Source organism: Arsenophonus endosymbiont of Aleurodicus floccissimus (assembly GCF_900343025.1).
GTDB lineage: Bacteria > Pseudomonadota > Gammaproteobacteria > Enterobacterales > Enterobacteriaceae > Arsenophonus.
In genome coordinates this window covers 249,036-271,182 of the sequence record NZ_OUND01000001.1, presented here as the reverse complement: position 1 = coordinate 271,182, position 22,147 = coordinate 249,036, and the positions used below count along the sequence as shown (strand labels likewise).

The 22,147-nt window shown below is 33.1% G+C and carries 15 protein-coding genes, 1 tRNA gene and 10 pseudogenes; 12 read left to right on the top strand and 14 right to left on the bottom strand.

Annotated features, from left to right (window positions below; all coding sequences use genetic code 11):
- Positions 1-122 precede the first annotated feature (122 nt).
- From ARADI_RS01395 to ARADI_RS01385, 3 genes and pseudogenes are all read left to right on the top strand, one after another.
- On the top strand, positions 123-392 hold the full coding sequence (locus ARADI_RS01395) for a glycosyltransferase family protein (protein ID WP_119710913.1): 270 nt from the start codon (positions 123-125) through the stop codon (positions 390-392).
- Positions 393-413: 21 nt separating this feature from the next.
- Positions 414-881 (top strand): glycosyltransferase, encoded by a 468-nt coding sequence (locus ARADI_RS01390; RefSeq protein WP_119710912.1) that lies wholly within the window; start codon positions 414-416, stop codon positions 879-881.
- 237 nt (positions 882-1,118) lie between these two features.
- Positions 1,119-1,939 (top strand): annotated as a pseudogene (locus ARADI_RS01385) (polysaccharide deacetylase family protein).
- 75 nt (positions 1,940-2,014) lie between these two features.
- Here the strand turns inward: ARADI_RS01385 and ARADI_RS01380 are convergent.
- The 8 genes and pseudogenes from ARADI_RS01380 to ARADI_RS01345 form a co-directional block, all read right to left on the bottom strand.
- A pseudogene (locus ARADI_RS01380) lies at positions 2,015-2,504 on the bottom strand (DUF1003 domain-containing protein).
- Between the two features lie 872 nt (positions 2,505-3,376).
- Positions 3,377-3,814: pseudogene (locus ARADI_RS01375) on the bottom strand (tail fiber assembly protein).
- 2 nt (positions 3,815-3,816) lie between these two features.
- The gene (locus ARADI_RS01370; RefSeq protein WP_119710911.1) at positions 3,817-4,452 is read right to left on the bottom strand and encodes a gp53-like domain-containing protein; all 636 of its coding nucleotides are present in this window, start codon (positions 4,450-4,452) and stop codon (positions 3,817-3,819) included.
- Complete coding sequence (locus ARADI_RS01365; protein WP_119710910.1) at positions 4,409-5,095, bottom strand: tail fiber/spike domain-containing protein; 687 nt, start codon at positions 5,093-5,095, stop codon at positions 4,409-4,411. The genes ARADI_RS01370 and ARADI_RS01365 overlap by 44 nt, the downstream gene beginning before the upstream one ends.
- Positions 5,096-5,116: 21 nt before the next feature.
- Positions 5,117-5,431, bottom strand: coding sequence for a hypothetical protein (locus ARADI_RS01360; protein ID WP_119710909.1), 315 nt, complete (start codon positions 5,429-5,431; stop codon positions 5,117-5,119).
- A 390-nt stretch (positions 5,432-5,821) separates the two neighbouring features.
- Positions 5,822-6,364: a hypothetical protein gene (locus ARADI_RS01355; protein ID WP_119710908.1), complete on the bottom strand. Its 543-nt coding sequence runs from the start codon at positions 6,362-6,364 to the stop codon at positions 5,822-5,824.
- A 278-nt stretch (positions 6,365-6,642) separates the two neighbouring features.
- Complete coding sequence (locus ARADI_RS01350) at positions 6,643-6,846, bottom strand: hypothetical protein (RefSeq protein ID WP_119710907.1); 204 nt, start codon at positions 6,844-6,846, stop codon at positions 6,643-6,645.
- Between the two features lie 300 nt (positions 6,847-7,146).
- Positions 7,147-7,605: a hypothetical protein gene (locus ARADI_RS01345; protein ID WP_119710906.1), complete on the bottom strand. Its 459-nt coding sequence runs from the start codon at positions 7,603-7,605 to the stop codon at positions 7,147-7,149.
- Between the two features lie 419 nt (positions 7,606-8,024).
- Here ARADI_RS01345 and ARADI_RS01340 point away from each other — a divergent pair, with 419 nt between their 5' ends.
- Positions 8,025-8,240, top strand: a complete 216-nt coding sequence (locus ARADI_RS01340; protein WP_119710905.1) for a hypothetical protein — start codon at positions 8,025-8,027, stop codon at positions 8,238-8,240.
- A gap of 808 nt (positions 8,241-9,048) precedes the next feature.
- On the opposite strand, the gene ARADI_RS01335 is transcribed toward ARADI_RS01340, so the two are convergent.
- Positions 9,049-9,136, bottom strand: a tRNA-Ser gene (locus tag ARADI_RS01335).
- Between the two features lie 184 nt (positions 9,137-9,320).
- Between ARADI_RS01335 and ARADI_RS01330 the strand changes: the two genes are divergently transcribed.
- Complete coding sequence (locus ARADI_RS01330) at positions 9,321-9,650, top strand: TusE/DsrC/DsvC family sulfur relay protein (RefSeq protein ID WP_119710904.1); 330 nt, start codon at positions 9,321-9,323, stop codon at positions 9,648-9,650.
- 196 nt (positions 9,651-9,846) lie between these two features.
- Here the strand turns inward: ARADI_RS01330 and ARADI_RS17000 are convergent.
- Positions 9,847-9,909, bottom strand: a pseudogene (locus ARADI_RS17000) (acylphosphatase); the annotation flags it as partial.
- A gap of 217 nt (positions 9,910-10,126) precedes the next feature.
- Here ARADI_RS17000 and hspQ point away from each other — a divergent pair.
- Complete coding sequence (gene hspQ, locus ARADI_RS01320) at positions 10,127-10,447, top strand: heat shock protein HspQ (protein WP_182853020.1); 321 nt, start codon at positions 10,127-10,129, stop codon at positions 10,445-10,447.
- Between the two features lie 51 nt (positions 10,448-10,498).
- On the opposite strand, the pseudogene ARADI_RS01315 reads toward hspQ, so the two are convergent.
- A pseudogene (locus ARADI_RS01315) lies at positions 10,499-10,911 on the bottom strand (CoA-binding protein).
- A 159-nt stretch (positions 10,912-11,070) separates the two neighbouring features.
- On the opposite strand from ARADI_RS01315, the pseudogene ARADI_RS01310 reads away from it, so the two are divergent.
- Positions 11,071-11,493 (top strand): annotated as a pseudogene (locus ARADI_RS01310) (methylglyoxal synthase); the annotation flags it as partial.
- A gap of 268 nt (positions 11,494-11,761) precedes the next feature.
- Here the strand turns inward: ARADI_RS01310 and helD are convergent.
- Positions 11,762-13,804, bottom strand: a pseudogene (helD, locus tag ARADI_RS01305) (DNA helicase IV).
- Between the two features lie 128 nt (positions 13,805-13,932).
- On the opposite strand from helD, the pseudogene yccS reads away from it, so the two are divergent.
- Positions 13,933-16,088, top strand: a pseudogene (yccS, locus tag ARADI_RS01300) (YccS family putative transporter).
- 70 nt (positions 16,089-16,158) lie between these two features.
- Here the strand turns inward: yccS and ARADI_RS01295 are convergent.
- Positions 16,159-16,758 (bottom strand): TfoX/Sxy family DNA transformation protein, encoded by a 600-nt coding sequence (locus ARADI_RS01295; RefSeq protein WP_119710902.1) that lies wholly within the window; start codon positions 16,756-16,758, stop codon positions 16,159-16,161.
- Between the two features lie 485 nt (positions 16,759-17,243).
- On the opposite strand from ARADI_RS01295, the gene ARADI_RS01290 reads away from it, so the two are divergent.
- From ARADI_RS01290 to ompA, 3 genes and pseudogenes are all read left to right on the top strand, one after another.
- The gene (locus tag ARADI_RS01290; RefSeq protein ID WP_119710901.1) at positions 17,244-17,456 is read left to right on the top strand and encodes a hypothetical protein; all 213 of its coding nucleotides are present in this window, start codon (positions 17,244-17,246) and stop codon (positions 17,454-17,456) included.
- Between the two features lie 14 nt (positions 17,457-17,470).
- A pseudogene (locus ARADI_RS01285) lies at positions 17,471-17,725 on the top strand (SulA-like leucine-rich domain-containing protein); the annotation flags it as partial.
- 410 nt (positions 17,726-18,135) lie between these two features.
- Positions 18,136-19,173: a porin OmpA gene (gene ompA, locus ARADI_RS01280; protein WP_119710899.1), complete on the top strand. Its 1,038-nt coding sequence runs from the start codon at positions 18,136-18,138 to the stop codon at positions 19,171-19,173.
- 128 nt (positions 19,174-19,301) lie between these two features.
- Here ompA and matP read toward each other — a convergent pair.
- A pseudogene (matP, locus tag ARADI_RS01275) lies at positions 19,302-19,751 on the bottom strand (macrodomain Ter protein MatP).
- A 630-nt stretch (positions 19,752-20,381) separates the two neighbouring features.
- On the opposite strand from matP, the gene ARADI_RS01270 reads away from it, so the two are divergent.
- The gene (locus ARADI_RS01270) at positions 20,382-22,118 is read left to right on the top strand and encodes an AAA family ATPase (protein ID WP_119711604.1); all 1,737 of its coding nucleotides are present in this window, start codon (positions 20,382-20,384) and stop codon (positions 22,116-22,118) included.
- The last annotated feature ends 29 nt before the right edge of the window (positions 22,119-22,147 follow it).

Below are 22,147 nucleotides of genomic sequence, written 5' to 3'. Positions count from 1 at the left end.
TTTGTCACAGTGGCCATGATGCGAATAACCTTGCCATCGCAGTAAAAACTCTAACTAAGAAACAACGACCATGTGTACTGCGACAAAAAACCTATCTGTCAGGTAAAATAAAAGCCTTCAGTATGAGTTATTTATTCGATTACGTCATTGTACCCAGCAAACCAATACGGAAAACATTATTGCAATCTGGTTGTATGCTACAAAAGGTGAAGGTTGTTCATACTGGATTTGATTTTTCTAAAATGGTTGCCGAAAATCATACACCTGTCGCTGATAGTATTTTAACTTGGATAAACAATGGAACAGCGCCAATAATAATTCAAGTCGGTATGCTAAGAGAAGAAAAAGGACATGATATTATTTTAGTAGCACTCGCCCAATTAAAGCGTTAAGGCCTTTCATTTCGTTATTTAATTATTGGTGATGGCGCCTGTAAGGCTAAATTACAGAAAAAAATTATCGACTATGATTTAGAACCTGAAACACTCCTAGCCGGTATTGTTTTTCCTTCTTCTGCCGTATATTCATATGCATCTTTAACCGTAATTTCTTCTACTAAGGAAGCGTTTGGTATGGTAGCGGTTGAATCACTTTTCTTTGCTGTGCCCGTCTTTGCTAGTAATGTGGGTGGGCTACCTGATATTATCCAACATAAAAACAATGGACTATTACTACCACCATCTAATATCAACAATTGGGTAGCAGCTATTGATGATTTTCTGCAACAACCTAAAAAATATCAAGAAATGGCACAACGAGGACAACTTCAGGTAATCCAAAAATTCTCAATCGAGTCATGCTTATTCCGTCTATTACAAATTGGCAAAGTATCTGATATTAATTCTCATAATAAAGCCTCTCTGGAGCGAACAAATAATTAATTAAAATTATTTAAATTAAATAAAAATTCTGTACTGATAGCTAGTTTATAAACTGATGCTGGCAGCTAATCCTATTTGTCTTATAACTACAAAAATTACTAATATTCTCTTTTTTTTATAATTATTTGATCGATTAATTATATAACATTAACATTTATGCGATATTTAAATACTTGCTATTATGCTAACAATTGAGTAAAAATAGTTAATTACATATTAATCAATGATTTTATTAATATAATGAATGCAACAACTATTCCTATTCTTATGTATGATCATGTTAGCCCGTCTCCCGGGTTAGTTACTTTATCACCAAAAACTTTCACCCAACAGATGACATGTCTCACTAATAGCGGCTGAAAAACCCTTTCTGCACATGAATTAGAATAATTTTATCAGGGAAAACCTTTTCCCCGAAAGAGTGTCATGATCACGTTTGATGATGGTTATTTATACAATTGGGTTTACGCTTTTCCTGTATTAGAACGATTGCAGCTAAAAACCAGTATCTTTCTGATTACAAAAGATATATGCAATGGCCAGGTTAGAAAACTATCTAACATTGAATATTCACACCGTGAATGTGAAGCAAAAAATCCGTAACGGCCAAGCCGATGATGTTATGCTAAGGTGGTCAGAAATTGAACATATGTAAGCTATTGAATTAATTGAATTCCATAATCACACTCACTCACATTTACGTTGGGATCAATTAGAAACTAATATTGAAGGACGTCATGCAGCATTAATTACAAATATTGAAAAATGCCGTAATACCCTTATCCAACAACTTGGTTATTGCAGTCAGCATCTATGTTGGCCACAAGGATTTTATGCTCGAGACTACGCCCAAAATTGCAAAAGAATTGGGATTTAATTATCTCTATACAACAGAGCGCCGTATGAATAAAGCTTGCCAACCAGAAACTTCGCGATTAGGGCGAATTAGCACCAAAGAAAGAGAAGATACTCAGTGGCTAAAACGCCGTCTTTTCTATTACACTACGCCAGTTATATCATCACTTTATGCTTTACATAAAAGCCCCAGATATACTTAACTAAATAAGTTGTCCTTAACTTAAGAATAGACAGTTAGATAAAAGACTACCGTTTACCATTATTCTAAATAATTTTTATTTGCGGGTACGGGTTTCTAATTGAATAGTTAAGTTTTCAATGCGCTCGGCGATTTCTTTGGTTAATTTGGTTAACTCTGTATTTTGTTGAAGTAATACAAATAACTGTTCAGCGTTATATTCCGCAATAGATTATCTCTGTGCCATTGCTTCAGCTAAATCTTCTCTGTGTTGAGCATCTGCAATCGCATGTGCTTGATCACGTTCAGATTGACGAGTTTGAGCAAGTAATATTAACGGAGCTGCATAGGCTGCCTGCAAACTAAAAGCTAAATTCAGTAAAATAAATGGATAGGGATCAAATTTTGTTATCCCAGCTATATTAAGGTAGATCCATACAGCCACAACAACAGTTTGCCCAACTAAAAACCAGGGGTGCCAAAAAACACGCAAACGCTTCTGCCTTAAGAGCAAACCATTCATCACCAAATGTATGACTGAAGCCCTTTAGAGGCTGATAAAAGCGAAATTTTTTATGTTCCGACATAACTACCTACTCCTGTATGATGAAAACCACTCTAATTAGCTAACTGCAAACCGCGTTTAAAACTAAAAGCAATAAAGTGAGCAAATACAATATAAATAAAAAGTACAAACCAATTTTCTGGCATTACAGAAACAGTGCTAACTAATCTGATTATTATTTTATTAAGGTAATTTTATTTATCATCAATTTATTTTTAAATACTCATATATTTATTTCATAAGCTTTAATTTAATATCCACTTCAAGAAATGGCTTATCACAATCAACATAACATTATCTACTATCAAAGAAATAAACATCCAAATGTTAATTAAATGAAAAAAAAAGATTTATGTCGAAAAAATAAATTTATTAGATAATATAATTTCACCATATTGACAACATTTAGTAAATATATAAAAATATTATTTATTTTGTCTACATATAGAGTGAAAGTAGTTAATCTTTTTACAAAATAGTGGGGAAATTTATATGGATCAAAAAAATATGTGTCTAATTACTGAAAAATGAATCAAAGATGCTGTCTGAATAAAATGGAATAATACCGTTTTAAGCAAATAGTGATGCAAAGATACTGAGCTAGGATAGCCGAAACCAGATAAGGATAAATTTCCTTTGATAAAAAAAGATTGCTAATAGAGAATTGTAAAATAAATTTCAATAACCTGCTGTTTTTTATTATCTAAAAATAAACTATTTTTAATCTGATCTAATAGATAACAAATTACTGTAAATCAGCTATTAGATCAAAAGCAATTTATATTATTATATTAGCTTTACTATTTTAATTAAATAACTTTCATCATAATTAAAAATAGTATTCCATAAATTAATAGTGGAAATGTTATTCATATCATAAATAAAATAACTTTTTTAGTTTGGCAATTTTGGCCATTCGATATTAGGCGCAATTGATAAATTTATACGACTTAATAGTACATGATAGGTTTTCCATTCCATTAATTTCTTATATTCTTTATCGGTTGCTATATTTCAATCAATGGCATCTTGTAAGGGTGCGATGATCCCTGCTGCATTTTGCATTAATTCAATTTTTGTATTTTCTGCCTCTTTGATTAATTCATTGTTAGTTTTAGATGGAATATCAATCAAAATCGGTGCACCATTTTTATCTGCACCTAACATTTTTCCTTCCGGCGGCACGCAAAGTGCATACTCTTTATATATACTAAACGGAATTTTAGTCGCGTCATCATCCCAAGTCCCCGCACTGATATAACTATCTTTCAATGATTCAGATAACCAACATAATTTTGTTGCGCTAAAATAATAAACACTATTTTTTTCCATCCTTACCATCCTATTGTAATCCATCTCATATCAACTAATGGAGAAGCATTACTACCATTAATCACCTTAGTTTGGCGCATTGTAAATCCACTATTATTTGCATCGAATATATTAGGCGTATACAATTCGGTAAGATTTGAATTAGAATTGAAATTAACAACTCCCCTGCTGGCCAAAGTATTAGGGAAAGCGATAGGAAAGAAATTTCTTGCACTGTTTTTTCTAGCAACACATCCCCATTGAATAATTATGCCGGTGTAAGGCGCTTGCATCCAGCCATTTACTGCTTTTTTAGCGCTCCATTGAGTACCAACTAATTTAGCATCAATCTCCTGTTTATTATAATTATCCTCTTGCACAGCAAATGTTCCTTGCTTTTTTGGCAAATAAATAACTTGATGCGTGTTATTATTACGGATAAAAAATTTATGGTTACTCCTTGCACAAACTAAGTCATAGTCTCCTTTATCTGCTCCTAATCGGATAACAGCGTCGCTGGTAGGATGAATAGCGTTAAATCCATAAGCAGTTATATTATCTAAAGTATTGGTAGCAGCTAATTTACTTGAATAAGTGGGAAATATTATTGAATACTTAATGGCAGTTATTATTATTTTGAGCCACCAGAGTATAGGCACTATTACCAGAAACAGATAAAGATACACATTGGACATTATTTTTTATTGACATGCCAGCATAATTATCCGTTCTCACTAAATCTAATGTAGCAAATTGCACAGCTCTGCTATCTTTAACTTTAATAAATTGATTATCAATTTCTCCTTTTGTGTAGGAATTAACGATTGTTTGTATCCAGGCGCCAGCCTCTATCCCACCTGTCGACTCAGGGGTAGAATTTTCAGAAACCTGTTTTGGTAATTTACCTGTCCATAGGTAATAACTACCTTCTTTCTCATAATGCAATACATGATAACGGCTTGTTATTTCAAATCCGTTTTCGAATGAATCGACTAAAATATAGTCAATCACCCCCAATTCATTAAGCTCAAACAAGGCCGGTTGACCATCTTGATCAAAACCAAGCTGCTTATTTTTACGGCTTTCCACATCCGGTAATGCTGGCATATCAATGTCATTAACCCGTATCGATCTAATATCCATATCTTTTATAACAGATTGCAATAAAGCTAAGTTAACCGCATCATTATCAGGTTGACTAATGTTAGAAATGTGATAATTCTTAGCATTAAAATAATTTGCAAAACTACTGGGCTGCTGTAGTATTAGCGACATGTTTGCTAACACTTGTTGAACTAACATCGTGACATAATCAAATGCGTTTTAATGTTGTTTTGCGTTATATTGTTTGAAATTTTCAAATGAGACTTCTTGTTTTGCTAGTAAACATCTCTCTATCAATAAATGATTTCCATTGAATAAAGGTGATGACAAGATTATTTTGCCTCCTTTATCGTAATTAACACCTGTTACTGTATAGTCCTCATTTAATGTCAATCTTTCCTCGTGATCACCATTACCATCAGTCATAATGACAACTAAATGGTGCTCACTAAATATTTTAAATTCATAATCAAATTCAGTTGTAGCACAATCACCGATATATCGGTTGGCACTAACTTCAGTAACTACCGTCATTATTGCTATCCTCCCTTTAACTAATAATGCAATAGTGAGAATAAATTTTATACAGATATAACTAAATGAAGCTTAAAATTATCATTATCCTATTCCTTTAGTTAACCTCAGTGATATGATAATTACTACTATCTTTGTACTAGCCGATAAAGATAATAACCACAATAAATCTTTTAAGAAATAATCAAACCTAGGTATAATACTATTACTAATATCTTTACGTTAAATAGAGTAATTAGATTATTACCAATTTATCTTCAAATATATCTATTTTATCTGCCTTATAAATACTTATTATTAATATATCAATGTTAACTAACTCTTCTACTATAATTTATCGCTACTACCTGATAACGATAGAAAATTATTAACGTTTTTTTCTAGTTAAATTTATTTTATTTCCTTGCCTAAGGAATAAATAATAACGTAGATATCATAAGCACCACTATCAGATCTATACTTATGCTGATTAGTAATTATATACCCATGATATTTACCACTTTGAATAATATAGAATGAATTACCGTTTGTTATAAACTCTATATCATCAATAGTTACAGGTATATTATTAACAATATTAATTATCTTATTCCAAGTTATTTTATGTATTGCTGCCGATGTGGCCAAAGCGCTGGATAAGAAATAAATATCTTTATTTATCAAAAAAAAAACATCAACTTGTCTGATATTTTCAATATTTTTTTTGATATCTTTATTAGGCATTTCAGCTAAAATATTCACAACCCCACTCGGCGTTGCCAGCATTAAAAATGAACCTGCCACAATGTCAGCTGCAAAGACAATAGTTTGATTATCTAATATGCGAAAACTATTAATATTCAATTGTCTTTTCAATACTTTACTATCAATATAATTTAATGTTGATAGACTTAAATCATTTCCGTGTATGTGAAAACTTTCTTTATTCGACATTGAGCAACTCCGCCGCTAATTCAAAAAGTAGAAAATAATATCATTAATATAAAAACATAAAACTTTTCTTTCAGCCTATACCCTCTATTTATGCTTTTCCAATGTGTTCTAATGGTAATAAATAAAATAAATTGATAAAGTGAATGATATATATAAAACGCATTTGGTAATTATATTTTAATAATATAGGCTGTATAGTTGTTTAAACAACACTAAAAGAGATATACTTACTAATAACTTTATATGCAATTAGTAGCAAAAATAACTAACTTTAGATGTTAAAAGCGCCAAGCAATTCCTGCCATAAACATATCTTGGTCTTTATCATTAAACGAAACAACACGATTAAAACGAAAATTAGTACTTAAATGCCTAACTAATTGATAATTTATTTGTAAGCTAATAACACCGGCAAAATCATTCTTATTGTTTATCTCATGCCTATCATAAGTATAATAAGGCCCAGCTCCAGCACTAAACATCCAATAGGTTGATATCGGTATGACATACCAAATCTGTTCAACAACACTTTGCCTATTAACCTAACCATTATCCCCTTCATAAAGATAACTGACTGAATAGGCGGTAGCATCATTGATAAAATGCTTAAACTCTACTTGCTGACCTATTTTTAATGGTAATTTTGCTCAATTAGTTTGCGAAGTGCCTAACCCATAACTTATTTGCATATCTTTTTTAGCAGCAAACGAAAATCGCAGTTCATTTTGAAAGTTGTTACCAATACCAACCATGACTGAATCTGTTGTAAATGAATTAAACATTTACACATGATTATATTGGGCTTTCAAATAAAGTCTATCAGGAATAAGGTAATAAATAAACGCAACTGAACCGTAAATACCAACTCGTTTATCATTATGTACTTGTTTATTACGGCGAGTTGTATTCATACTAAAATAGGGGCCAAGTGAAAAATCTAACTTTATTCGTTGATTGAAATCAACTACTCCAGTGCCGATAACGGCAAAACCATCGCGGTAATTATTATTTGGATGTCCTTCATTTAAATAAGCTATTGAAGCAAAAAAATTATTGGCTATTTTTTCTCCAAAGCTTACTTGATAACTGCCACAATTCATTTCGCCGCCTTGACTAGCCCAACCATTTCCATAAGCCAAGTTGACAATAAATTGTCGCGATTTTATGTCGTTATTTTCATGGGAAATCGCAAAGGAAATAAAAATAAATAGATGACTAATTAAAACAACGGAAAAAAACATAGCTGTTTTTTATTTATCATTTTACCTATCTTATAATTCAAATAATTAATTATAGTCAAAATATCCTGGCTAACATTTTGCAGCACCAAGTGGCAAAATACTTGCTTTTATATTAACTGTGATCAACTGCCAATTAAGGTATTAATAGTATTTGTATTGCTCATTTTGATGTTAATGTTGCATCACAATTTTAATGCCAAACTGTGATATAAATAATTTATTATTAATAGTAAAAATTATAAAATGACTATTGATAGTCAGTAATTTAAAATATTAAAAACATCTAATTCTTCATGCATTCATATAGTTAACATATAAATACAAGGAATTTTACATATAATTAATTTTTTACTATCTTTTATTACTGCTAATTTAGCCGTACAAAAAACACATAAACAATTTAGCTAAGGTTATATATTATGAAAACGTTATCTAAGGTTTTATTGGTTACTATACTGTTCTCTTTTACTTTTTTTAATAGTTCAGCAGAAGCTGATAGTAACAATTATCGTAGCAGTTATATTGGTCATGGTGGTGATCATCCTGCTGCTCATATCCCAGCTCATGCTTCTGCTCATAATACTGGACATGGTGAACATAGCACCCGCGAACAACAAAGAACATGCAGGACTTAGTAGCCCAGATCCCTCTTTTTATTTGCAATTTAATAATGCCCTAGCTCCTTGCCATGATGATCAATATAATCTTTCGCATGGTAATTGTGAAGATAATTAGCAACAAAATCCTCTTATAATTAGCTGTCCTGGCGGCAGCTATCATCCGGTTTTGCTAAAAAAACTACTCCAACAAAAAATTGTCGCAAAAATCACACAACAAAATATTACTGAAAATAAAAAAATAAAATTATTATCGAATATGGTTTTCAACCAACCCAAGAGGACAAGTTATGAAACGACTAGTTAAAATATTTGCTATTACATCTGTTTTAGGTATCAGTTTTCTGGCTTTTACAAATAAAGAGAATTCATCAGATGAAAAAATAACCACAGAGGAGATGTGAGACACTCAGTTTGGCCCCGGACACAACCCACAAGGCTGTACAACTGAAAATGAACAAAAAATAAAGATTTGCCCTAGGTTCTGATAAAATTATGATAGTTGTTGAATTCATCCTAGCTGTTATGACAAAAAGGTTGTATCGAGGATAGAAATAAGAAGCAATATCCGAATGGAATAATGGTGAAAAATAATACTAATCAGCTAGTTTCATTGGTGGCTGATTAGTATTATTTTTGCCAACCAATCAATGATTTTTCAAACAGCTTTATAGATCGATGGGATAAAAAATGACAGTGAACAATTCAATATAATAAATTGTAGCAAGATATCAATAACCCATCGTCATCGTCAACAATGAAATTTACTAATTTGCTGGATTGATAACGATTTGTCTGTGTTTAAAAGACATGACTAAAACGAAAATGGCGGAGGAGGAGAGATTCGAACTCTCGGATGGTTTCCCATCGGCGGTTTTCAAGACCGCTGCCTTCAGCCGCTCGGCCACCCCTCCACAATGCCAAGAACTATAAACACAGCTTGAATGGTTGTAAAGCCTTATATAATTTAATCGCTAAATATTTATGCTATTAAGTGATTATTTACTTAATTTATCGGCATATTTACCTAATATACTTGGGTAAAGAGTTCAATTTTGTTAAATTAACCATACATTTTTTTAAGCTTAGAAATATCATATGTTTATATTTGAAGATCGTGAAATTAACACTGATGCCGATGGTTACCTTAAAAATAGCCAAGAATGGTGTGAATCCATGGTATATCTACTAGCCAAACAAGAGAATATTACATTAACAGAGCAACACTGGGAAATTATTCGCTTCATTCGTGAATTTTATCTCGAATTCAATACCTCGCCGTCTATTCGTATGTTAGTAAAGGCAATTGCTAAAAAATATGGTGAGGATATTGGTAATAGCCGCTATCTTTATCGCCTTTTTCCAAAAGGACCAGCGAAACAAGCAACAAAACTTGCAGGTTTACCTAAGCCAGCAAAATGTATTTGAGTTATCACAGCGAGTGTCTAATATGAAAATCTACTACCTCTTTTTCAACATGGCACTCTTCACTTTTATAATATTCAATTTTAGCACCCACTGGCACACCAGCTTTTAGCCAATACTCTAGCTGCTGAATTTGCTGTAATGTACCGAAAGCTTTGTAACGATTATAAACATAACCATATAGTCCATGTTCTTTCCCCTAATGCAAGGTATGATAACGAAACCCTACACGCTGAACTCGCCCATATATAGTAATTTCTACCTATCTTTCGCATTTTAGTGCTCTCTTATAATAAATAATAACCTTAACATATTGTTTTTTTGTGTAAACAACAGATGCTATCATAGTATAGAGTTTTTAATCTACATGGATTAGAGTTATTAAGAAACTAGCGTAACAGAGTGACCTGCTTGAATTTTATATTATTACCCACATATCATTACCTATAGAATATGCAAGGCTTCTAGGAGGTAGCGCTATGATGACTACCAGTAAATTTAGTATTGGGCAACAAGTAAGGCACAAACTCCTGGGTTATCTTGGAGTAATCGTCGATGTTGACGCTGAATACTCTCTGGATAAACCACAGGATGACGATATTGCAGCTAATGCAGCTCTACGCTCAGCTCCCTGGTACCATGTCGTTATGGAAGATGATAATGGTGAACCTATTCACACTTATCTGGCTGAAGCCCAGATTACTTATGAAACTTCTAATGAGCACCCAGAACAGTCATCATTAGATGAGCTATCGGAATCAATTAAAACTCAACTTAGAGCCCCACAATTACGTAATTAACTAATTTTAAATACAATCAATGGAGATGGTTAGTCTATCATCTTCCTTGATCTATTTCTCTAAGCCTAAGTGAGGTATCTCTATTTTAGGGCAAACGTTCATCACCACCGCTAATCCTGCTCGCTCAGCCATCTTTTAGCCTCTTCATTAATAACACCTAATTGTAGCCAAATTACTTTTGCATTAATTGCTATTGCCTGTTCGGTAACTTCAAAGGCAGCGGCTGAATTTATAAAAACATCAACCATATTAATTGGATATGGAATATCAACTAAATGGGCATAAACTTTTTGACCGAGTAATTCTTTGCCCGCGAGTTTTGGACTGGCGGGGGTCACATTATATCTTTGATTTATAAGGCATTTCATCACCTTATAACTCGGGCGATCAGCTTTATCACTAGCGCCAACTAATGCTATAAATTTTATTTTAGTTAAAATATCTGTCAGTTTCTGATCATCTATTTACGACAACTCCATAATTTAAAAAATAATTACTAAACTATGATATAAATCGCAATAAAGTGCTACTACACTTGTCGAATTTGTTGAGTTAACTCAATTAATATTGGCATAGTGCGTTAGTTGCTAAACTAGTAAATATCTATCAATGTAAGGAAATTTATGGAATCCGTTATTCGCAGATTGAAAAAAAATAAAAATATTGCTTTGGTTGCCCACGATCACCGTAAATTATCACTACTAACATGGGTGCAAAAACATATTTCTGTGCTAAAAACACACAAATTATTTGCCACTGGTATAACAGGTAACTTGATTTATCAACATACCGGATTAAAGATTATTAATATGCTTATTGGCCCAATGGGTGGAGATCAACAACTTGGCGCAATGATTGCCGAACAAAAAATCGATATTTTGATCTTCTTTTGGGATCCATTAAATGCAGTTCCACATGATCCGGATGTAAAAGCGCTGCTTCGACTTGCTAGTGTATGGAACATTCCTGTTGCCACGAATATAGCTAGTGCTGATTTTATTATCACATCTCCGGCTTTTGATCATGAAACTGAAATCCCCAATTATCCAATTATCCAATTATCCAATTATCCAATTATCCAATTATCCAATTATCCAATTATCCAATTATCCAATTATCCAATTATCCAATTATCCAATTATCCAATTATCCAATTATCCAATTATCCAATTATCCAATTATCCAATTATCCACAATACCTTGAAACCCGAATTGACAAATAACATTAAGTTATAATTAGCAAAATATATTTTTAATAGCAATAATCTAGTTAAATAATAAAAAAGTTACAATAAATAACAGTCATGCTCTTTTTTATTGCGATACACCTAATTTTTTAAATTGCTCAACAAAAATAGACGGTGTTAATTTATCATACAATAAATAAACTTGCTTTTTAGCTCTAGTAAAAGCAACGTATAATAAACGTCTATCTTGTAGGTTGGGGAAAATATTAAACTTTGGTAATAATGCTTTTTCTATTGCAGACTCAGATTCACATATAGGAAAACCATTTATTCCATGGTCTAATCCAAGGATGATAACATAATCGGCCTGACACCCTTTCGCGGCTTGAATAGGCATAAAATTAATCTTTAATTTAGGCCAACGGGTATTAGCTTTTTTAATCACAGCCGGTTGCAAATAAAAATAACGCGATAAAATAAGAATCATCTTTTTTTCAGTAACATAACCACTAATTTTATTAAGCAGATTTTCCAGTTGCTCTTCTGGTAATAAAACTATCGATTTTTTATTTGCTTTAACAAAACTTTTTAATGGTCTAATCTGCTGCTCAGGATCTATTTGTATAAATTGGCTAGCAATTTTAGCTATGTGATCATTAAAACGATAAGTAGTATCAAGTGTACAATAAACTCCCTGACCAAAATAATGTTCAAAAGAGGCAATTAAATTTAATTTTGCTAGCGGAAAACGATAAATTGCTTGCCCATCATCACCAACTGCAAACAAGTGAGTTTGTGTACTCTGTTCTCGTAATAACTGCAGTAACTGCATTTCTAATGGCGAAAGATCTTGGAATTCATCAATTAGAATGTATTTCAAGGGGCTAATAAATTTGCCTTTCTGTAATAAATTAATTGCCTGATGTATCAGCCCTAAGCTATCAACTGCCCCCTCGGCTTTTAGCATCGTTTTCCATCTTTTAATAATGGGTGCCACTAATCGCAGCTCCATTTGCAGTTGCTTGCTCTCTTCTGGCGTTGCTAATTCACTTATTGTTTTCTGACTGCCAACATGTATACGTAATAAATTAAGCCAATTATCTAAACGAACCACTAATCTTTTTGCTAATTGCTTGTCATGCCAAAACTCACCGCTAGCTATATTCCCAGCTAATTCTCGCGTTAAATACTCACGCCACCCTTTTGCCGGCGCTTTTCGCTCATGGCACTGCTTTTGCCATTCACCGATCAGAAAATTATGTCTTTTCGTTCATTTATTTCTAATTCACTAATAGCGACATTTTTATTACTGCAACTTTGAATAATATGCAGTACTAAGCTATTACAAGTTTTTGCCTGAAATACTGGCCACCCTAAATCAGTATGAACCAATTCATTCATTTTTTTGCTGTTTTCTCATCAAACGCAAGTAATAAAATCTGTTCAGCAATAGCCTGTTTGCCTGATTAAAAGCCAACCCATTTTCGCTATCAAAATAGACGTTTTACCGCTACCTGGTCCCCTACAATATTAAAATATTTTGTTCGCCATTGACCACACAATTGATTTGAGATTGGTTTAAAGGAGCAATAGTAAATTGCTAAAAAAATTCAGAGTACTGCTTAAACAAGCGAGCGACCCAATATTGATTAATATCACATAGTGCCTGATGGCTCAAATGGAGCCAATGCTGACAAACAGCATAATTTTGGCGACAACTTGTAAATTCATTTAAACGCGCAAGTGGCATTGGAAGGGCATTTAATCTGCTATTAATTTGATTTTGCAACTGAATAAGTTGCGCATGAGTAAACCAACTATCCTGAATTAAGTATTTCTCTATTTCTTGCACTTGTTCAGATAAAATATCTGAACAAATCGAACTCATCTCTTGACTCCATTTTTTCCATATATCAATAAGATAATGAAAAAAATGTTGTATTTCGTTCCATTCGGTACCGTGTAAACGAACTACCTGGTTGCTTGGTAATTCACATTCAAGCTCTCCCCAAACAATACCTCGTTTACAACGTATATCAACAAGTTGATTAAACGGAATGAGATACTGATGTTTTTCACCACTCACCTCCACACCCGCATTCAATAGACAAACTCGATTATAAGGATGTTGAGCGAAACGCTGACCTACATGTGTCGATTTCAATTCCATTACACACTACCTTAGCTAAAATGTCTTAGGCCATGGCAAGAAAAAGTTTTTTCTCTTTGCTAAACCTTATAGGCTATTATGGATGCTTTTATACTATTAATCAGTATGCTGACAAATTAGGGGTTATTGTGCTCACCATGTTCTCTAGCTTTCGCCATGTATTTTATAATAGCAACATCCTTTATTATATCCGAATACTAATTGCACTCTCAGGAACAACATTACTCCCTTGGATTTTAGGTGAACAACTTAAAATAACTATCCCTTTAACACTGGGTATCGTTGCCGCTGCATTAACTGATCTTGATGATCGAGTTATTGGTAAGCTTCGTAATATCGCCATCACGCTATTATCATTTCTGATTTCCTCGGTCACTGTTGGGCTACTATTTCCCTATCCGTGGCTATTTTTTATTGGATTAGCGTTATCAACTTTTAGCTTTACATTGCTTGGTGTTCTCGGGTTACCCTATGGAACAATCGCCTTTGGCGCACTTCTGGTCGCAATCTATACCATGCTTGGAACGATTTTTACAATTGGGTATCAACAACCGATACTGTTACTTATGGGGGCTATTTGGTACTATTTATTAACGCTTATCAGTCATATTTTTCTTCCTATCCAGCCCTTACATAATAAATTAGCCGAATGTTACCAACAACTTTCTATCTACCTAGCTAATAAAGCCAATTTATTTAAACCCGAGATTGAAGAAAATTATCAACAATCGATCTTTGATCTTGCAATGGCCAATAGCAAACTGGTCAATACGATGAACCAAATGAAAGTGACATTGCTTAGTCGCTTGAAAAAAAATAAAAACCAATCAAGGACTAACAATAGCCTACATTACTATTTTATTGTTCAAGATATCCATGAACGAGCAAGTTCAACACACATTAAATATCAAAATTTAAATTAGTATTTTCCGCATAGTGATATAGTGATATTCTTTTCCGATTCCAGAAATTATTATCAATGCAAGCTGAAGCATGCCAATTGGTTGCTCACTCCATTTTATCTCATACAAGGTATCAGCATAATGCAAAATTTAAATATGCATTTGCTAATCTGGAAAATTCATTGCAACACCTTACTCAACAATATTCCAACAACAAATAAATAAACGCACTTTATAACCTATTAGTTAATCTTAAAGAGATAGATACTCAACTTAATAGTATTGCTTTTGAGCAAATAGAAACTCCACATAGCTAATCATTGACAGAAACACCACTTTTTGACAATTCATTGTCTAACATCATTGACTTTTGGCTTACACTTACCAGTAACTTAACACTTAATTCAACACTGCTTCGCCATGCGATTAGAATGTCAGTAGTATTGTGTACCAGTTATATTATTGTTCAATGCTTTAATCTAGCTCAGGGTTATTGGATATTACTGACAAGTTTATTTGTATGCCAACCAAATTATTTTGCAACTAAGAATTACTTAATCTTGCGTATTATTGGAACCATCGTCGCTATTCTAATTGGGTTACCTCTGCTCTATTTCGTACCCTCTATCGAAGGACAACTCTTACTCATTATTATTAGTGGCGTCCTTTTCTTTACCTTCCGCAATAGTCAATATGCCCAAGCCGCCTTATTTATTACTCTGCTGGTTTTACTTAGTTTTAACTTATTGGATGAAGGTTTCAACGTTATGCTTCCCCGAGTAACTAATACAATCATTGGTTGTAGCATTGCTTGGATTGCAGTAAATTATATTTGGCCTGATTCGAAATTTCGACAACTGCCTAAAGCCCTGCAACAAACATTAAACAGTAATTGCCGTTATCTTGCCGCTATTTTATTTCAGTATCATCAAGGTAGAAATAACAGTGTCGATTATCGTATTGCCCGTCGCGATGCCCACATTAATGATGCAGAACTAGTTTCTGTAATATCTGATGTGCTTGCCATAACTAAAACTAACAATATCTTCCCAGAAAAAATTTTTAGATTACTCTGCCTTAATCACAGCATGTTAAGTTATATTTCCGCCTTGGGAGCACATCGCGAACAACTTAATAATCAAACTATTTTATCTATTCTTGATAGTATAATCGCCTATATTGAGTCGGCGTTGAATTTTGCCTTATTAAATAACCAAACAGTCAAAGAGTTTGACAATCCATTGATTCAACGCTTCCAAACCATACAATTAGGAGAAAATAACAAAGAACAACTCATTGTTGAGCAATTATTATTATTAATTAACCTGTTGCCAGAAATCACCTCTCTGATTATTTTTATTAACCAACAAGAGCCAGACTAAAATAGTTATAATTAGTAAATTTTATTAAATATAAAACTGGCCATAAAATCATTTTTTTTGATGTATTTCTTTACGTTAGGCTATTGTACCAAGTAATTAATTCAATTTTTATTGATTCAGGAAGTACTGCGATATGATAGCCTTCAATAGCCCCAGCTAATTCAAATAGTAATTTAATACTCAGATTGACTTTTTTCTGCCTTAATTTTAAATAACAAACTTTAGCACCTAACATTTTCAAATAGTCTACATCGCTAATTCCTACTTTACCTAATGCCCTTTCTATCGATATATTCATATTTGGTAAGTCTTTGATCCTGATATTTGAATGCTGTTTCTGAGATAACTCTTCCACGGCCGCTTTATAAGCTAGATCAATGTAATAACATAAAAGTAAATTATCATTCCAAAGCATTTCATTGATAAAAAAATACTTTAATATAAGAGGAACGCCTTTCTTGGTATAAATCAGTTTTTGCAATCCAGACACTTCAAATTGGAGTTCAGCAAATAAACAACCTCGCAAATAAAACTCGCCATCCAATACCTGCCCAATAATGACATGATTGACTAGAATACAATAACCCCCAAAATGCAGTTTTTTCTTTATGTGGCCATAATTTTCCATTATGCTTTGCAAACAAGAAAAACGAGAATCAAATAAAAGCATAATTGCCACTCTCCATGTGAACGCTCACAAATCTAATATTTTTATACTTCTCCATATTTTAATCAGTTAAAATAGTAAGAAAATTTATTAAGTTATTTCATCCATTTTAAAAACCTCCTTGATTATTGCAAAACCGTGTATATAAAAGGCCACAAATAAAACCTTAAGTATCGTTTAATATTAAATTAAATATAGCTAAATAAATATCTTACCAATTACAAAACATAATTTAACAGTTACCCTTTATATTTAATATTTATAATAAATAAACTGTCACATATATCCACTTAACTCATTAATAGTTAATAAAAATATTCTACTTAACAGGCAGAATAAAAAATACGTAATCTTATCCAAACTGTACCAATTAAATGTTCAATTAAGCAGAAAAGTTAATTTTTTGCGAAGCGCTTTGTAAAAATCGGCTTGATATTATATGAATATATAATTACTGTATATATGTACAGTAATGAGCTGGGGTCAATATGAATACCAACACATGGAATTACCCAATAAAAACAAAGAATCAACCTAGTAATGTCCAAAATTTACTATTGCCAAATTATAGAAATGCGCCAGTTTATTCAAACGGCGGAATTAATGAATGGGTATATAATAAAAATAATCCTATGGTTGAAGTACTTATGAATCATTATTACACCGGCTTTGCGATGAATCTCGTTGGCTATTATGGCTAAATCCTAACCGAAAATTAAGCCGTAGTTGGTTGATTAATTCAGAGCTACAATTAAATAAAACAGTACAAATAAATTCACTAAGCCCAGAAATGAGCGTTATTGCTATGATAAAAGCATTATCTAGCGGCAATTGTAATATTGTCTTAGGCTGGTTACCGACTTTATCACCATCATGTTTACAACATTTAGAGCATGCAGCACAGCTAGGAAACAGTATTGGCTTTGTTATGCGGCCTGAAAATATAAATTGTGCCCGCGGACATTCCTAATCAGCTAAAAATTCATTCTAATTATTATCACTAGCCTAGATTAGGATTATTCCTAACCTATTTAATGAGTTGTAAACGACAATAGACAAAAACAAAAAAATAATATAAATCATTTGGTTAATTCTTTAACCATGGCAATATAGTTATAAATTATATCTAAATTCACAGATTGCCTTTTAAAAAGTTAATGAGATTAATGTTTCCTCTACTTGTAACTTTTGAAGTTCGTTGTAGACTTTACAACGTTAAGATAGTGCTTTGATTCTACTTTTTATTTGAATAATTCAATAGGCAAATAAAGTAAAAACGAAGATAGTAGAGCGTAATAACTTAACCAGCATTTTAAACCATACGGCTTATAAAAAAGCTCAAGAAGCTGATGCCTATATTGGATGATAACGAGGCGTAAAATGAAAAAGATAGCTATCGCAGTAGCAGTGGCGGCTTTCGCAACTACAGCTCAGGCGGCACCCAAAGATAATACCTGGTATACCGGTGCTAAATTAGGTTGGTCACACTTTGAAGATACCGGCTTTCATCCTTACGATGAAAATGTTGGCAGTGGTAAAACTAAGCGCGATCAACTTGGCGCAGGTGCCTATGTTGGTTACCAACATAATCAATATCTCGGTTTCGAATTAGGTTATGACTGGTTTGGCAGAATGAGATATTCTGGTCAGCCAAATAATGGTAGCCTGAAATCGATGGGTGTTCAATTAACCGCTCGTCTAAGCTATCCACTGACAGACGAATTAGATGTTTACGGTCGTCTCGGTGGTATGGTATGGCGGACTGATGCAAAAGCAAACGTAGAAGGTCAATCCTCTTTTAAAGAGCATGACACTGGTGTTTCTCCAGTTTATGCGCTAGGGCTTGAATATGCTATTACCCCAAAATGGGCAACTCGTTTAGATTATCAATGGGTAAGTCATATTGGCGATAAAGATTCACTATCTGTTCGTCCAGATAGTGGGATGTTGAGCGTTAGTGTTGCATATCGATTCAATCAAGACGCAGCGACTGTGATTGTACCAGCGCCAGCACCAATCGAAAACAAACGTTTTACTTTACGTTCTTACGTTTTATTTGAGTTCAATAAACATACCTTGAAGCCAGCATGTAAAGCTGAACTTGATAAGTTGTATAGCGAACTAACGAATCTTGATCCAATTCAAGGTCGTGTGATGGTTCTTGGCTATACTGACCGTATTGGTTCACCATCCTACAACAAACCTTTATCTCAGAAACGCGCACATGAAGTGATGAGCTACCTGATTTCTAAAGGTATCCCAGCGAACGCAATTAGTTCACAAGGTCGCGGAGAACAAAATCCAGTAACAGGTAGTACTTGTAATAACGTAAAACCTCGCGCTGCATTAATTAATTGCTTAGCACCAGATCGTCGAGTAGAAATCGAGATCCAAGGTACTACAGAAGTAACTCCGTAACCGTAGTATCTGTTTAAAAAATTATTTATTTACAAAAAAATAACCCTTTTCTTCAAGGGTTATTTTTTTGCTTAAAATTTATTGCTATGGTGGCTAAAAAATCCATATTTAAGATACTATTTTTTACTCTAGTCACCCAGTATATTTTGCAAATCCTGCTTAAATGTCGACATTTGATTTGCATACTGGTCTTTTCTCTCTGCATCTTCAATAAGATGCACAATAGCGTCAGACAGCGTGCAGCCTTGTTTTCTTGCTAAAATAGATAGTCTTTGCCAAACAAGAAAATCTAAATCAATAGATTTTTTACATGAGTGCTGATGCTCGGCATTAAAATGTCGCTTTCTGCGGGCTCTAATCGTTTCCTTCATTCGATTGGATAAATCTGGCGACATATGATTTTTTATCCAGTTTATCACTTTTGTTGGGGTATTTTCTAATTTCAACAATTGCTCAATCACATCCTGAACGGCGCTTTTTTCTATATATTTAGTGATATTCTCACCATATCGATACTTTTTAACCAAGTAATCCCATTTCCAACCACATTCAAGATTTTCAAGCTATTGATATTTCATAATCATCTCTGTGACAACGTAACTTATGTAATTATAATAACATTTAAAAATAAAAACGTTTGGTTTTTTAGCCAACTTAATAAAATCTTAGTAAGAAATCGCGCTATATTGAAATGTTAGCAAAAAATATAATTTTTCCTATTATACAAGTCAATCGATAAAAAATCATAATTAGTGCGATAGAATATGATTATTCACATTTATAGCTAGTAATTTTCACTATGTTCTAAATTAAAATAATACATTGTATCTACTGTGTATTAGTGGTTTTTGTCATTAGTTTACTAGCTCGATACTAACCATTAGTTACTAATATGCAGTCCAAAATTATTTACATTGAATAGACTTTTACATTTTCTATTGCACTTATTACTACAGTTTATAAATAAAATTATATTTAAAATATATAAAATTAATAGTGGCATAAATTTAAACAAACGTTAATATAATGATTTCATCCTAAAAATTTTATAGTGCTGAAAATGGATATCTTGTTTTCATAGTAAAATGTACCTGTTTCTCCAAACACAATAGCGTATTTCTAAAATGTCTTCTATCTTGACTTCATACAATCAGGATATTGAGGATAATTTGTAAACTTTTTATCTAAATTATAAGTTGAAAAATAGCGTGATTAGTAACGAATTAATATGGCAGAATTTAGCACCTGATTATGAACCTTATCTTAATCTTTTTGCTGCGGCTGATAAACTAGATAATGCCACTTTGACCATCATTCAACCTAGATTATATAATAGTCTTGAAAGGTTTTTATTAACACCAACCTATTCTCCTTTTGCTGTCATTAAAGCATTAGAATGCCAAAGCTACTTATCTGAGTTAGCAAAATGCATTAAAAATATTAATCCATCATCAGTAACTATCACTGGAGATTATCAACAATCAAATGGAAGATTTCATTGGCAAGGCACTAAGGAATCATTTACGCCCTGTCATTCAGTCTATTACTGTAATTGGATAGAAATGCCTCAATTATTTGGCAGTGTTCATCAACATCAAAATAGTGTTCACTTAGAGCCCGGACTATTACACAAAATCAATGGCGGAGTATTATTACTTTCTGTTGGTACATTATTAGCGCAGCCATTAATGTGGCAGCGTTTAAAACAGATGGTGATGCAAAAACGGTTTGAATGGCTTCCAGCCAATGATAATCAATTTTTACCCTATCCAATTGATTCAATGCCACTTGATATTAAGCTTATATTGGTCGGCGATCATTTCAGCCTTGAGGAACTTGAAACAAAAGAACCAGAGCTTTTTTCTCAAGCTACCTATGGCGAATATGAATTTGAATTGAATTTTGAACATAGTGGTCAATTATCGCTATGGATGCAATTTGTTAAACAAATTATTACCGATTGCCAATTTCCTGCTTTAACGACTGATGCGTGGCCAACCTTCATTACGCAAGCAATTCGATATACGGAAGACAAATCTATCCTACCGCTAGATAGAATGTGGCTCATTCGTTATTTAGCTGAGGCAAATCAATTTCAACAAGATGACCAGTTAACTGCGAAATCGTTCCAAACAGCGACGCAACAGCGCCAGTGGCAACACGGTTACCTAGCCAAATGCAATCTGGATGATATTCTGCAAAAACAAGTTTTTATTAAAACTGAAGGTGAAATGATTGGCCAAATCAATGGATTATCAGTTATGCAGTACCCAGGACATCCAGAACTTATCGGTGAACCATCACGTATTACTTGTGTTGCTCACTTCGGTGATGGTGAGTTTACTGATGTAGAACGTAAAGTTGAGCTGGGCAGTAATATTCACGCTAAAGGCATGATGATTATGCAAGCCTATCTCAATTACGAATTAAAGCTTGAACAACCACAACCCTTTTCTGCCTCAATCGTATTTGAACAGTCTTACAATGAAGTTGATGGTGACAGCGCTTCATTAGCTGAGCTTTGTGCATTAATTAGTGCACTTTCTCTTCAGCCTATCAATCAGCAAATTGCGGTTACCGGTGCAGTAGATCAATTCGGTTATGTACAACCGATTGGTAGTATTAACCAAAAAATCGAAAGCTTTTTTAATGTCTGTTTCCAACGTGAATTAACTGGTCAGCAAGGCGTTATCATTCCTGCGGCTAATATTCGTCATTTATGCTTAAAAGCCGATCTTATTGCGGCAGTCAAATCTGGCGTATTTCACATTTGGCCGGTTGAACACGTTTCAGAAGCCATTTCAATTTTAACTAAACACGCTTATTATAAGCAACAATATGATACAAATAACTTACATCTGTTAGCTTTAATACAAGAACGAATTACTCAGGCTAATAACCAAGAAAGACCGAAATTCATGGGGCTGCTAAAGTGGCTAAATTAAATTTAAAAAAACAGCTGATCAGAGTTGCT